The following is a 15,836-nucleotide window of genomic DNA, read 5'->3' as shown; positions in this document are numbered from 1 at the left end:
TTTTATTTATATCAGATTGTCTAATTGTTCTTCTTGTCAGAATAATAAAGATTCTCAAGTCGTTGATATGATCCAGGCTCGACCTTTTCAATTGCTGTTGCAATCGTATCAAGTGCATCCTTATAGTTATAATCCATACTGTAAAGTTGCATTGTTTTCTTTTGTGCCTGTTTAATTGAATCATGATTAGAGTACTTGTTTGAATATTGCAAGGTTAACTCAACTAAGTCAGCACAATTGATAATTTCATCTGCTTCTCTTTTTAGTCGTTCAACGTCGTCTGAAATCTGAATTAACTCGTTAGAAATTTTTTCCATATTAATTCTAACTTCACTCAACTCTTTTGCAACATGACCAATTTCATTAACTACCAACGTGTACATTTGAATAAATGTATCAGGATTGCCTGGTAACTTCTTACGTTCCAAACGGCGATAGACTAACGAAACTTCTTGCTTAAAGCGATTGATTGAATCATTAGCTACGTTTTCAGCATCGTAAAGCCCATCAACGTCTTGTGACATTCTCTTCTGTTCATCGCTAATTTCACGTAATCGCTCTATCATGCTGAGCCAAGAAGTCTTGATTTCGGAATAAACGCCCTTTCCATCAGCAATATTCTGAGTATCTACAGTATATTGCCGATTCATATCGTTTACTTCTTGTTCCAGTTTTCGACTTTCAGCTAGTTCGCCATGAGTTAGCTCATAGCTTTCATCGATATGACGCAATTTTTCAACTAGCTTTTTGGATTCAACTTGTGCATGAGCAAGTAAGCGTTGAATTTTATCTTGATTCTTTTCAACAAACGGACGAGCTTTGTATTCTAGCGTTAAAACATCATATAGGCCATCTATTTCAGACTTAATTTGCTTAAGCTCCTTCTTGAGATCTGCCATTTTTAATTCAGCTAATAGCTTTTCAGCATCATCAACTTGACCACGAATTTGTTTAATTTCTTCTAAAACATTTACCTTAGTAATGCAATATTTTGAAGAAGCCATTTTTTTGTAGGTATCAGTTAGTTCACTTAACTGTTCACGAAAAACCGTGTCAAGCTCATGCTGGGCCTCGCGAACTTCAGGTAATTTTGTACCAATCGAATTAATTGCTGCTTTTATTTTGGATAAAACGCGCTTAGCTTCAACCTGATCCCCCTGCGCAGTTAAGCTTTTAGCCTCAGTAAAATCAGTTTCAATTGCACCAAGCTCAGTTTCAATTTGATCAAGCGCAACACCATATTTAAAGGAATCTGCTAAAACCTCTTTACGCATCTCCTGGTAGCTCTTGTTCAAATCATCATATTCCATTTGATTTTCGCGATTTGACTCAAGCAATTCTGTAAAAACGTCTTTTGTGTTTTTGGCATCATCATAAGTTGGCTTCATAATTTCTTGAGCCTGCTTAATATTTTTGTTTGCCTTAAAAAGCTGATAATGTGCGTTTTGTTCTGCAGCTTGCTCTAGTAACTCCTGAACTTCCGGAATTTTCTTACTAGTTGCTTGTTCATAGTTCTTACGCCATGTTGTTAAAGTTGTTAGACTTTCACCCGCAAGATCAATCTTATCAAGCTTAGCAATATCATTGCCCAAGTCCATTTTGTCAATCTTGGTAATCATATCGTCAAGCTCAATAATTTCTCGCAATTGCCTCCGATTAATGATGAGCATAAATGCTACAATAAGAATGATAATTAAAATTGCAATTATTACAATTATGGACTGAGTTGATGTCATATTTTTCCTCCAAAACTACCCTCAATTATACCAAACTTCTTTAACGGAGTGCGGATTGATTTGAAAGAAGTTAACTATCTTAATTGAATGCTAAAATCTACTATTAAGTATGAGCTTTTTCTGACGTTTTAATTTATCAATATAATAATTACCAAACTGGTCTAAATTTAACTTGTTTTTTTAAAAAACGCTTAGAAGCATCCAGTTTTCCTTGCTTAAATAGCCCAAGGTAGCTATAATAGATTTCGTGTAAAATATTTGCAGCTATAAGTGGCAAGAACGTCAACATCTTAATACGTTTTAGTGAACGAGTAACCGACGCTGCAAGAGGCGAAAATGAAAATTAAGATGCACGAATGCTAAACTTATACGTAACTATTTTACTCCAAAAACTGTTATCAGATTTTATTGGAGGATTTTATGTCAAGATATACAGGTCCAAGCTGGAAACGTTCCAGAAGATTAGGAATTTCACTTTCAGGCACTGGTAAAGAACTTAGTCGTCGTAACTATGCACCAGGTCAACACGGTCCTAATTCACGTGGTCGTTTATCAGAATATGGTGAACAATTACACGAAAAGCAAAAGCTACGTTGGATGTACGGCTTAAACGAACGCCAATTTAGAACTTTGTTCAAACGTGCTGGTAAGATACGTGAAGGTGAACACGGTACTAACTTCATGATTTTACTTGAATGTCGCTTAGACAGTCTTGTTTACCGCCTAGGTTTAGCTACTACTAGAGAACAAGCTAGACAATTAGTTAACCATGGTCACATTACTGTTGATGGTAAACGTGTTGATATTCCTTCATACGACGTTAAGGTTGGCCAAGTAATCGGTCTTAGAGAAAAGTCAAAGAACTTACAACAAGTTAAAGATGCACTTGAAGCAGTTGTTTCTCGTCCATCATTTGTTACATTTGATGACAATAAACTTGAAGGTTCTCTTGTACGTCTTCCAGAACGTGATGAAATGGAACCAGAAATTAACGAAGCTTTGGTTGTTGAATACTACAACAAGTTACTTTAATTTCTTTTATTCGCAAAAGCCCTTTCCTTCTTGGGAAGGGTTTTTTGTTACTTGAAAGGGAAAATAATAACTATGTCAGACGATTTAAACACACGAGTTGCAAATGCAGCCCAGGGAATTACCCCACAAACAAAGCCTGATGAACGTAGAAGATATCTCGGTTCACTGCGAGAGCGCGTCTTTGTCAGAATGAATAACACTGAAGTTAAAGACCCTGCCCTAACCCAATTATTTTTAACGCACTTCAACGATTACACTGGATTTTCGATCCTGATTAACGGCAATTTAAATGATGAATTTTTAAATCAGGTCGAGGCACAATGTGGAAAAACAAACATTCCTTTTACGATTGTTACTAACGAGACCGCTAAAACTGGTCCTGACGATACGGCAATTTTAGTAGTTTCAAACACAGCAATTAACAAAATGCGAATAGAAATAGCCCAAGTTTACCCACCCGAAATTCCTAAAACTGAGTTAAGTCATGATGCTAAAAAAGATAAAAATGGTTTTTGGCATCGCTTATTCCATGGAGATAAATAATGAAACCATTAGCTTATCGCATGCGTCCACGTACACTAGATGAGGTTGTGGGTCAACAGCACTTAATTGGTCCCGGAAAAATTATTAGACGAATGGTTGAAGCCAAACTGTTGTCATCCATGATTTTATATGGCCCACCAGGCATTGGAAAAACTAGTATCGCAAGTGCAATCGCTGGTTCGACTAAATATGCTTTTCGCATGCTTAATGCTGCTACTGATAGTAAAAAACAATTGGAGCAAGTAGCTGCAGAAGGTAAATTAAGTGGAACTGTTATCCTTTTACTAGATGAAATTCATCGGTTGGATAAAACTAAACAAGACTTCCTTTTGCCTCTGCTTGAGTCTGGTGAAATTATTCTGATTGGTGCAACAACCGAAAATCCCTATATTGCAATTTCTCCAGCAATAAGATCACGTTGCCAAATTTTCGAATTAAAACCCTTAGCTGAAGAAGATGTTAATCAAGCAATTAGCCGAGCACTTAACGATTCAGAACATGGCCTGGGCTCATACCATGTTGAGCTTACAGATGATGCAAGAAAATTATTAATTCAAAAAGGAAATGGTGACTTACGAACCACCTTAAACGGCTTAGAGTTAGCCGTTCGCTCAACTAAGCAAGAAAAAATTGCTGCGGGTAAAAATGAAGATGACCAACTAATAATTGACCAAGAAGAAATGGCAAATTCAATTCAGATGCGCAGCCAAAACTTTGATGCAAAAGGCGATGGACATTATGACTTAGTCTCCGCCTTTCAAAAATCAATTCGCGGTTCCGATACTGATGCTGCACTGCATTATTTGGCTCGTTTAATTGAATCTGGTGACCTTATTTCAATTTGCCGCAGACTGAGTGTAATTGCATATGAAGATATTGGCCTAGCAAATCCAGCAGCTGTGCAACACGCACAGCTTGCAATACAGGCAGCACAAAGTCTAGGCTTTCCTGAAGCGAGGATTCCCCTGGCAAACGCTGTGATTGAACTTGCACTTTCACCAAAAAGCAATAGTGCAATCAGTGCAATTGATCAAGCACTAGACGATGTGAAAAGTAAAAATTACGGTCCAATTCCTGATGACCTTAAGGACACCCACTATAAAGGTGCTAAGAAACTAGGTCACGGTAAAGGATATGCATACCCTCATTCATTTGCTAATGACTGGATTGCACAACAATATCTGCCGGACAATTTAGTTGGTACGCAGTATTTCAATCCTAAAGGCAATTCTAAAATCGAAAGTGGCCTTAAGAAGCAGTACGAAATTCTACATGAAATGCAAGAAAAAGGATTAAAAAAATAAAGAGTGACACAATTGTTATTTCTAACAATTGTGTCACTTTTATTTTGGTCTAAAAGTTAACTATTTAATTTAAAAATTAGCCTTTTTAACATATTTATTTTGCGCAACGATATAATACTTTTTATTCTTAATAGAAACAGGATCACCATAGGTCGAAACCGATTGCTTCTTTCTCAATACCTTTTTGCCTAGACGATTACCATATTGACTGTAAAGATAAGCATTATGTCTCAGCTTTAAATTCTTACCATCGATATTACCTGCATTAACTAGTAAACCATTTTGCAAAATATAGTAGTTAGTTCCACTAATTGCTTTTTGTCCTGTTACGCTAATTATAGAGCCAGCTAAATACATCATTTGGTTAGCACGATGACCATTTTCATCATAAAGATATGCATTGTGCATTAACATTTTTTCAATGGTTGTCCCAGATTTTTCCTTAGACTCATTAGCAGATATTGCTTCAACCTTTGCAGATTGATTAGAAACAACCACTGCAACATTTGTAGCTTTAACATAGCGGTTCTTATCAATGATAAAGTATTTTTCGCCACGAAGTTTAACACTATCACCATAAGTTTTAACAATGCTACCCTTCTTTAGAACACCAGCTTTCTTTACACGCTGTCCGAATTTGTTATAAACATAAGCATTATGTTTTAACTTTTGCTCAGTTGCCAATCCGTTACCAACGGCAACATAATATTTCTTATTTTTATCATGTGTGTCAATTAGTACATAGTATTCATGGCCGGCAATAGTAACAGTACCATAAGTTGAAAGAATTGAGCCAGCACCAAGTGTAACTTTGTTAGCACGTTTTCCTGAATTATCATATAGATAAGCATTATGCATTAAGGTCACGTTAGTACTTTCGCCTAAATCATTTGCTGCACCATTTTCTTTATCAGTAGTTGGTTGCTTAGCTGGATTTGCAGGGTTAGAAGTTGTATCACCATTACCGTTAGAAGTAGAATTACCTCCATTGTTGTTAGTATTATCATTGTTGCCATTATTTCCGTTATTGCTGTTGTTGGCACTATCTTTAATAATTTTATCAATGACAGTTGAATCTGATGATGCCTTATTAATCGCTTCAATACCATCGTCACGCTTACCATCAACATCAGTCAGAGTATTATTTTGATTAATCTTTTTCTGAGCATCTGTTAGAATACGATCGATTTCAGTATTAATCACAGCTTTTTCATCATCAGTATAGTTATCACCATTTTCATGCTTTACTTTGTTATTATCAATTTTCTTCTTAGCATTAGTAGCAGCATCAGAAACAGCAGCTTTGGCAATTTCTCGTATTCCAGTTATTCTATTATTCGAAACTTCATCGTAAGAATTACCAGATATATATTTATATTTGTCATGCTCACTGTTAGTTGAATAAATCCATGCAGAATCACCAAAGTATTTTTGGTTCTGAGCAACTGCACCTTTGTATTCAGCCTCAATATCCCTATTGGCAGAACTCTTAACTGTGTACAATGCTTGCTGCATTAATTGATCAATTGCTTGCCTTGCTAAGTCAATATCACGCTTTAGATTGTACTCAATATTATCATAGGATGTGCTTGCTCCAATTTCCTGAGTGAGCTTAATATCTACACTTCCATATATTCCATCAAGCCTATTCTTGAAATGATCTCTGTCTTCAGGAAGAAGGCTATCTATATTATTAAGTGTGTCCTTTGCTTTATTGAACATGTCCTTTAGTTGTTCCCTAGATATTAGTTCATTATAAGCATTGATTCCAGTATTGTACCACCTTGTTGTTGTATCTATATTGGTTGCATGTCTAATTGCATCAATTGAATCATGCATAGCTTGAATATTCTTTTGATAATTTGGATTAGCTTTTTGTTCTTCAGTTAACCCATTGTATCCAGCTTCTAAGCCAGTTATTTCATTTCCAGCACCATTTATTGCATTAGACTGATTGTAATTGAACCATTCAGAAGTATTTTGATAAGTATCAGTTAGCTTAGTACCAATTTGATTTTCATCAATCGGAATTTTATTGATATCAGTTTGCTGCTCTATGCTTGCTTTTTCATTTGCATATAAATCATCAACTATCTTGTTTAATGCTTTCTTTTGCTCACCAGTTAGCTGTGATAACCTGATAACATTTTGAGTAATCGAATACTTACCTAGCAAAATAGCTTCTGCCTTTGCTTTTGCAGCAGCAAGATCAGTATCTTTTTCAACATCAGCAAATCCAGGAATGTGACTACCGGAATCACTATCAGAATATCCTTGAGTTGCGTTGCTGACAATCTGATCAACATCCTTTTGGATGTCATCAGTAGAGCGATCATTTCCGTTCTTATCTGTAGTTGGAACTGCGTTAATCTTTGCTTTACTTTGATCGTAAATGTCTTGGAGCTTCTGCTTTTGCTTTTGTAAATCAGAGTTTACTAAACCGGAATCCTCAAGCTTTTTATCAGCTTCTGCTTTTTGCTCAAGAAGATTATTAATAGCATTTTGCTTAATTTGATAGATTTCTTCTTTATTTTGGGCTGTTTGATAGAGCTGATTAATTCCAGCTTCACCTAAATTGTTTGCATGACCATCTTTATCTAGTCCCTTTTCAATGGTCTGCAATTTCTGTTTAGCATTTTCGAGATCTGTTGTTGTCGGACTGCTTGGTAAAGCAACTTTACTAATTTCGTCCTTGGTCTTTTGAACCAGCTGATTAAGTTGATCCTGTAAATCAGCCTTTTGCTGTTCAGTTAAATCGCTGGCAACTTGACTAATACTGCCCTTATCTTTGACATACTTATCAATAGCCGCAATTTGCTTATTCTTTTCACTTAGTAAATTGGCTGGAATACCTGCTTGATCTATAGCGGCTTCACCAGCTTTTTCAACTTGACCTAAGTCTGCATTATCATCAGCACCATATAAGTCGCTAACACCTTTTTGCATTGCGTTATTTATTGCAGCTTCATTTTGGCTTATTTCTGTTGGATCAAGTCCTGAACTTGGTAATTTTGCCTTAGCAGCTTCAGCATAATCTTTCAGAGTATTAATTTGTTTGTTCTTTTCTTCGAATCTCTGGGTTAAACCAGTAATTGCATCACTACCAGCTTGTGCTGCTTGATTCATTGCACTATTTGCATCAGTCAAATTATTTTGAGCGGCTTGAATATTTTGGGCAGCTTTATCACGCTCTGACTTAATTCGGTCTCTCATCTGATCTGCAAGACTAGGATTGTCTTTGGCAATCTTATCGGCAGATTCGTTTGCCTTATTAACTGCATCTTGCAACTTAGTCAATGCAGTATTAGCAGATTCAGCCTTAATAATTTCATTATTAACTTTATTCAAATCAGCATTATTCTGATCTTTAGCATCAGATAATTGATCTTTATTTACAGTGGAGTTAATTCTTGACTCACCAGATTGCCGAACTTGATCAAGTTTATTCTTCAAATCGTTATATTGATCTTGACCTAGCTTTTTATTAGCTAAATCTTGATCAATTTGTTGTTGTAATTTACTAATTGAGTCAGCTAAATCATTCTTAGCAGAGTCTTTAGCAGCGTTCATGTTCTTATCATTGACGGTGTCAATGATTCCTTTCATAATGTCGTGACCCTCATCTTGAGCTTTTTGAACATCATCTTGGTTTTTAGCATTGTCTACCTTGGCTTTCGCCTTATCACGCTCGCTATTAATCATGTCCGCATCTCTAGGGTCATTTTGAATGGCTCCTTTAGCATACTCATCTAAAAATGAATTTGCCTTATTTTTAGCTGCTTGCAATTTAGCATCAGCCAAAGCCTGGTAAATATTGCTTAGACCAGCATTTTTCTCTGTATCAATATTTTCCGCAAGAGCACCATTAACACTTGCAATGGCATGATTATAAGCATCTTGAGCTTGCTGTTTAAACTTAGCTAACTGATCTGAAGTTAAGCCTGGTAAACCATTAATTTCTGGTAGAACACCGGTATCAGTTGAGCTCTTTCCGAGAGCTTTATCAAGTTCTTTAATTGCTTGATCTCTTTGATTACGGATATCATCTGCATCACTCTTACTTGCATTTGTGATAACATTACTAATTCCCTGCAAAGTATTATTTTTGATTTTTTCAACTGTATCGCTGTCATTTGCAGCATCAATATCTTTAATACCTAAATCAGCCACTTCGAAAACTGCATTTTGGTCTCGTGAATCATGAAGTTTATCGCGAGCTTCAAGTGCCGTCTTTTGAATCAAATCTTTGGCGATAACTTTGTCACTAGCCAACTTTGCAGCTGATTCGATATCATTAATTTTATTTAATGTATCTTGATAAATCCCAGTTAGCTGATCTTTGTTTGTTGTAGCATCAATTTTAGTGTTTGCATCAGTTGGGATTGTGCCAAGTTGATTAATTGCATCAGTAAATTTATCTTTTACTTCATTTCTTTGGTCTGTCGATAATTTGCTATAAATGTCACTTAAACGGTTCTTGGCAATGTTAGCAGCATTAGCAATACTATTCTTAATATCCGTTTTAGATGCATTAAAACCATTACCTGTAGCTTCTGCAGCATCAATAGCTGATTCACCTTTTTTCTCAGCTGTGTTAGCATCGGAAATGGCATCTGTGGAATCAATTATTGATTTAGCATTATCACGTGCAGCTGTAATATTATTAATAGTGGTTGCCTTGGTATCATTAGTAATATCTGAGGAATTACTAATTCGCTCAACCGCCTTTTGAGCATAATCATCAAGCTTTTGCTTATTAAGAATCTTGTTAACATTTACATCACTAATCACATTATCAATTAATGACTTACCGTTTTGAACGATTTCATTAAGTTGCCCGTTAGTAGTGGTGGTTTTATTATTAATTCCATTAACACCGATATTATATATAGCATCCACTTTTGCACGTAAATCTGCTTTGTTGGCACTTGTAATCTGATCCATATTGCCAATTTGTTCTTTAACTTTATTTCGTTCAGCCATTAGAGTTGCTAAAGCCTGGTCTTTTGCGGATTGCAAGTTAGCAGAAGCTAGAATGTTTGCAAAATCATTTTTACCTTTAGTTAGTGCTGTATCTATATCATCTTTACTTGCACCCTGAATAGCAGTTTGCGCTTGATTAAAGGCATTTGTAATCTGGTTATAGTAGTCATTCTTTTCTGTTACTCCCAAATTAGGGTCATTAGTAATTTGACTATTTGCATCATCGCGTGTACCTTTTAATTTTTCGATTGCGGCTTTACGTTGCTTTTCTAGAGCCTGGGCGTTGATATCTGATGAAAGAGAATTAATAACTGAATCAATTGCATCAACTCCTTTTTGAGCATCATCATTAATGTCAGTTACTGTATGGTCATTAGTAATAGCTTGAATTGTTTGATCGTACCCTGCATCAATTTGATCTCTTTTAGCTTGGACTGTTGCAGGATCAAGTTGTTCATTCTGTTGGGCTTTGGCAAGAGCATCTTTAGCTTTAGCTTTGGCCTGTTGTAATCTACTAATTGCTTGTGCTCTAGTAGCTGTAATCTGAGCAGCACCTAAATCTTTTAGAATATTATTTTGGCCTTCTTGTTTAGCCGAATTAATATCAGAAACATTTTGAGCCGAAGTAATTTTTGCCTTCGCAGCCTGGGCATCTTGATCAATTTGATCTTCATAATATTTCTTATTTGAAGGACTGAGTTGACTATCATCAATGCTTTCAATTTTAGCTTTTGCATCATTAACAGCTGTATCAATGTCTTGAGTTGCCTTGGTTCTAGCTTCTTCTACCTCCTTATCTGCAGTGCCTTGAGCATCGCTTACGATATTCTCAATACTATTTTTAGCATTAGTTACTGTCTCAGCAATTTTTGAACTATCAACCTTGTTTAAGGTATCTATACTATCATTAACTACCTTACTGATTTGATCATGATATGCTTTCTTTTGTTCATCAGTTAGATTGCTTGTTTGATCAATTCTTGAATTAGCATTAGTTTGCTCTTCTCTAATCTGCTTGATAGCATCATCTAAGGAGGTGTTACGCTCACCCTTAGCTTTAGCCGAAAGCAGCAGGTTGTTCAGGGCGGCAATACCATCATTTCGTGCTGAGTCGATTGCGGTTAAACTATCTGCTTGATCAATGCGCTGGTTATAACCAAGAGGAGTTGTTGAATTATTGAGCAACTTCTGCGCAGCTGCTACGCTATCGTCAATATCATTTGCAGATAAGCCAGGCAAACTACGCAATTGGGTTTCAATATCGCTTTCAAATTTAGCTAGTTTAATCTTAGAAAGCTGTCTTAAAATTGACCTCTTAGCAGCCTCCTCAGTAGTTGAAACAGTTGCGGAATCGCTTGCTTTACTAATATTAGTCAAACTATCATTTACTGTTTTCTCTATATCAGAGTTTGAAACAATACCTAACGAATTCTCATTAGCGTTTGCATAGCCCAAAATCTCTGCCTTTGCAGCATTTTGATCAAAAATAGTTTGTGCAGCTGCTTCTCTTTGACTAATTACAGTATTATCAGCAGTTCCGTATATCGACTTTTGCTTATCATACATAGAACTTCCTGGTTTAGCAGTTGCAACTTGGGCAGCCTGATCAATTGCGTCTAATAAAGGGGTCTGCTGATCCGAACTAATGCCTGAGTTCTGTACTCGCTTTTTGGCAGCTTCAGCTGCAGCATTAATTTTACTTGCTTCTTGATCAGCATTTATATCCTTAATAGACTCCTTACCCTTAGAACCATCAGGATCATCACCAGTGATAATGTTGTGAACTGCTTTATTATAAGAATCTTTTATTTCTGCGGTCTTATCGGCATGATTTTTAATTTCATCTTGAGCAACTGCCTGTAAGTCTTTCAGGGCCTGAATTGTTTTGTTAACTTGATCAATTATACCTTGAGCTTCTTTTTGGTGCCCGTCTACTGACACTTGATCAAGGTCTTTTTCAATATCACCTTCCGGTTGAGCAATCGCCTGAGCGCGAGACAAACGACCAGTTAGCTTTAATACTTCGTCCTTCTCTTCTTTACTCAAGTTAGGATCATTTGCAAGTTTGTAAGTATCGACATAGACCTGATCAATTTTTTGTTTAAGATCAGTTTCAATACTCTTTTTATAGCCATAAGCGGCTTGATCAATTGCATTAATACCATTCTTCATTGCTTCTGTAATATCTTTATCAGCTTGAAAAGCTTTCACATTATTAATTGCTTTATCACGTGCAGCATTAATCGCATCTACCATTGTAGGAAATCTCTTTGACTGCAATGTGGCTTCATTATTTAAATTCGTTATCGCACTATCACGAGATGTTTCAATCGTTGAGGAACTTTGTGCTTGGCTTACGATGTTCTTAATCGCATCAAGGGCAGCATTCTTACGATTGTTAATCTCTGTTAACGTGTTTGAACTTGGGGCGTAGACTGAAGTTTTTTCGTTATCAGCATTAACAGTCTTAGATGCAGCAGTCGCAATTTTATCTAATTGACTATTAAAATCGTTAACTTGAGTTTCAGACAGGTTATTAGGTCTATGAATTTTCGCATCACTAATTGCGTCAGTGATTGCCTTAGCGGCTTGATCTTGTGCATCAGATAAAGTTAAAATATCCAAGTTTTTAATAATTGGGCGACGTCCCGTAGCTACACTAGATGGATCGTAGCTAACAAAGTTAGCATTGGGCGCTAGTTCTACAGAGTAACCCTTATCAAACTTAATCGTTTGGTCTGCGGGGATAGTAAAACTAAATGAGCCGTCATCATTTATAATTGCCGCATACTGAGTTGGTAAAGGATTCAAAGAACTGTTGCTTGAGTCTCTTATAGTGTCTTTTGTTTGAGCATATGGATTGTCAATTAAGTTCTTACCATTTTGATCCTTTGGTGTCCACGCTGTCTTTCTACCCATACTATCAATCAAATTAGCCATAATATATGCTTTAGTTGCAATAGGTAGGATTAAACTAAATGGGTTTTTCAAATTTTGTGGATCTGAATCAGGACCATCAACAGCAGAATTGTAATTAATTACACTACCTGGATCACCAGAAATTGTTTGTGAACCATCAGCATTTCTAGTTATTTGAACCTTACCGGGATCAATATCCAAAAAGCCACTTGGATTGGCTGGAACAAAACTAATGTTGTTATAACCAAAATTGTTTCTATTATTAAATGCCTTTTGAATAATATCTGAAAAGATTTGATCGTAAGTCCAACCGTTTTTAATACCATCAGCCAATGATGTTTGAACGTCTGCTGGTAACTTATCAAGTGAAATATTAGCTTTAGCTGCTTGCGCCTTAATTTCTGCTAATCTATCTGCAGTTAACTTCTCTTGGCCATTAAGCAATTCAATATTATCAACTGCAATCGTGCTATCAGTTTTCCTTACAGTTAAAACGTGAAACGGTGGCAATGTTACTTTACCTAGCCCACTTTGCGTCGAACTCAAATCAAACTGTTGTCGAACATTTGTTAAGGTAATTGGCATTGTACCGATAATACTGGTATTAGGATTGGTATTACCTTGGGCATTTAAAATTAATGAAGTAGGATTATTAACAACTAGTTTTCCACCTTGAACATCTACCAATAGTATTTGACCAGTACCGCCGTTTACATATTTGCCACTTGGATCTGGCTGACCAAGAACGATATTGAAACCACCGTTTTCTATATTAGCCGTACCCTTAATAAGAACTAACGTACCAGAATAGTCACCCATATTTGAACCGTTAATGTTTAGCGAACCTCGCGGTAAAATGTTAAAGTTACCGCCATCATAAATCAGGTTTCTGTTCCACCAGTTATTGGCTATATCGCCGTTAGTGGTAATATTGACTTTCGCATCGCTATTAATATTGAAGACAGAATTACCATCATTGATAAAGATTGCACTGGACTGATCATTATCGTATGTTCCATTATAGTGATCACTACCAACTACGATGTTTAATTCACCATCAACATTTACGGCTTCATTATTCCCCCGCATGGCGATAGCCAAAGGAAGACCAGTATGCTCAGCCGCATTTGAACCTAAACCATTATTAGGAAAATAGATTCGCGGCGAAAGTGTAACCTTAGCGTCCTTAGCAATATTAACAACGTTATTGTCGCCATTCATTTCAAGCACGTTACCACCAACAGTTTTACCGGTAAAAGTCCCGCTAAAATCGATTGAGTTATTTGAACCAGTAAATTCAAATAGTTGTTGAACATCACCACTTGAAATCGTAATCCCTGGATATGGTGTATGCGTTACTTCACCGTAGTTAGTTCCTGTGAAGTAAATTTTAGTATTATTACCACAGTGAACCATTTGCGATCCATGGAAATTAACATTATTAAAGGTGATTTTTGAAAAATGACCGTCCTTGTTGTAATCATCAGTCATGATGACGCCCCAAATATCAGCACTCCATAAATCAAGATTATCGTACGTAATATCCAAGTCTTTCGTACTTCCACTATTTAATTGAAGGTGATTACCTTTCAAATCAACTTTAAATCTGGTATTACCGTTGCCACCGGATTTAACCAACATTTTTCTTCCGTAAAAGTAGAAAGCTTGTGATCCATTCTCTGGTCCGTCTGTAATATCGTTCATGACGTCAATTTCTGAAATAGACTCATTCTGAAAAGCAGCTATAAGTTCAGTAAAGCTATGGACCTGCGCTACACTAGCATCCTTAGTTTTAATTTCAGTCTTTTTAGCAGTATCTGGAACTTTAGCCGCTGGATCAGTTGGATCAACGGGTTTAGTCGTCGTACCTCCTTTACCTGAGGTGTCAGTGGTTCCACCAGTTTGATTGGTATCAGAATTACCTGTACTAGTTTGGTCCTTAGAATCAGCTGTGTCAGAACTAGGTTCTTGATTAGTACTATTTTGCTGATCAGAGCCATTTGTTGCATTAGTCTTTCCTGTCTGACTAGTTGAAGAACTTGAATTAGTAGTTGGAGGCACACTGCCATCTCTTAAAAATGAGCTTAAACCTGAATAGGTACTTACATCAACCAAGTGATTAGCATTTTGAGTGTTATCATCTTGGGAGTTAACCTTTTGACTATCAGAAGTACTCAAACTATCTGTCTTCTTGCTAACTTCTTGAGCAGCATCTACCATGTCTGCTTTAGCAGTTTGGGTATTTAGGCCAAAAAAGGTAAAGCCCAATAGCACAGAAGCAGTACCAATTGTCAATTTTCGAATTGAAAAGTGGTCCTGCTTATCTTGCATTTCCATTTTCTTTAATCTTTCATTGTTATTATTTTTCCCTAGCATGATATTCCTTTCTCAAAATCTATGTTACAACTACATTGTATGACCACTATTAATAATTTGCTAATATAGTGCTTACACTTGATATGCATTTTATAAATAATGAGTTAAGTGATTTTAAAAAAGGAAAATGAGGGGATGTTTTCTGCAGACAATTACTATTATACAAAGATTTGCTGATGTGCTTCAGGATTGATGCTTAATACTTCAAATAGAAAAAAGTGCATTTCATTTGACAATTACTTGTTTTCTGAAATTATATTTAAACAGCTTAATTATGTATAAATATTAAAATAATAATAAAAACAACAGTTTAATTCATAACATTATGATTTTTTTGCAATACTATCTGCTTATTGTTTAAATCTTGACAAATGCTGTAATGGTGGGTAGTATAATAATTGATCTGAGTTGATCGACTAGCTTAATTGTATATAGTTGACCGGTCAAACATAAGACATGCGAGATTGTAAATAACTTTTGAATCGGAATACTATTACTTAGTTAATAGGATCCATATTCATTGCGATACATCTCATTTTTTTGAACACTGCGGGTTCAACAAGCATTCTTTTGCTATATTCGGTCGACTCGGATTTCTTTAGAAATTCAGGAAGCGGTCTATTGACCGCTTTTTTATTTGGAGACTTTTATGATCTTAAAAATTGTTATTATTCTGTATTTAGCCGTGCTTCTTCTAACCGCCTTCTATCTTTGGCATAACCGAGATAGACACTTTTTGGTTTTTAGTAGTAAAAGTAATACGAATTTCCGGCCTATCATGTCTTGGACAGCAATTATTTTATTGTTGGAATGCATTATTGGGATCATCATCTTATTCCAAAGTAATAAGTATTTGAATTTGGTTACCCTACTCCTTAGTTCAATTACTATTCTAATTTTTAGCTTATTAATTAATCACGAAAATGATTAATTGGCCAAAAGT

The 15,836-nt window shown here is 35.9% G+C and carries 5 protein-coding genes; 3 read left to right on the top strand and 2 right to left on the bottom strand.

Going from position 1 to position 15,836, the window contains the following annotated elements; translation table 11 throughout:
• Positions 1-20 precede the first annotated feature (20 nt).
• Positions 21-1,736, bottom strand: a complete 1,716-nt coding sequence (gene ezrA, locus H3R25_RS01900) for a septation ring formation regulator EzrA (protein WP_198194130.1) — start codon at positions 1,734-1,736, stop codon at positions 21-23.
• A gap of 420 nt (positions 1,737-2,156) precedes the next feature.
• Here ezrA and rpsD point away from each other — a divergent pair, with 420 nt between their 5' ends.
• The 3 genes from rpsD to H3R25_RS01885 all read left to right on the top strand — a co-directional run bounded on the left by rpsD (position 2,157) and on the right by H3R25_RS01885 (position 4,615).
• Entirely contained in the window at positions 2,157-2,768 is a 612-nt protein-coding gene (gene rpsD, locus H3R25_RS01895; protein ID WP_046306681.1) for a 30S ribosomal protein S4, read from the top strand.
• A gap of 72 nt (positions 2,769-2,840) precedes the next feature.
• Positions 2,841-3,311: a YueI family protein gene (locus H3R25_RS01890; RefSeq protein WP_198194129.1), complete on the top strand. Its 471-nt coding sequence runs from the start codon at positions 2,841-2,843 to the stop codon at positions 3,309-3,311.
• On the top strand, positions 3,311-4,615 hold the full coding sequence (locus H3R25_RS01885) for a replication-associated recombination protein A (protein WP_198194127.1): 1,305 nt from the start codon (positions 3,311-3,313) through the stop codon (positions 4,613-4,615). The genes H3R25_RS01890 and H3R25_RS01885 overlap by 1 nt, the downstream gene beginning before the upstream one ends.
• Positions 4,616-4,684: 69 nt before the next feature.
• On the opposite strand, the gene H3R25_RS01880 is transcribed toward H3R25_RS01885, so the two are convergent.
• Positions 4,685-14,893 (bottom strand): SLAP domain-containing protein, encoded by a 10,209-nt coding sequence (locus H3R25_RS01880; RefSeq protein ID WP_198194125.1) that lies wholly within the window; start codon positions 14,891-14,893, stop codon positions 4,685-4,687.
• Positions 14,894-15,836: the final 943 nt, after the last annotated feature.

It is taken from the genome of Lactobacillus sp. M0390, from assembly GCF_016102085.1.
In the GTDB taxonomy this organism is placed as follows: domain Bacteria; phylum Bacillota; class Bacilli; order Lactobacillales; family Lactobacillaceae; genus Lactobacillus; species Lactobacillus apis.
This window is presented reverse-complemented; position numbering and strand designations above follow the sequence as displayed.

Coding starts and splice junctions, on each gene's coding strand:
- H3R25_RS01880 (WP_198194125.1), bottom strand. CDS start 14,893: ATGCTAGGGAAAAATAATAACAATGAAAGATTAAAGAAAATGGAAATG.
- ezrA (WP_198194130.1), bottom strand. CDS start 1,736: ATGACATCAACTCAGTCCATAATTGTAATAATTGCAATTTTAATTATC.
- H3R25_RS01885 (WP_198194127.1), top strand. CDS start 3,311: ATGAAACCATTAGCTTATCGCATGCGTCCACGTACACTAGATGAGGTT.
- H3R25_RS01890 (WP_198194129.1), top strand. CDS start 2,841: ATGTCAGACGATTTAAACACACGAGTTGCAAATGCAGCCCAGGGAATT.
- rpsD (WP_046306681.1), top strand. CDS start 2,157: ATGTCAAGATATACAGGTCCAAGCTGGAAACGTTCCAGAAGATTAGGA.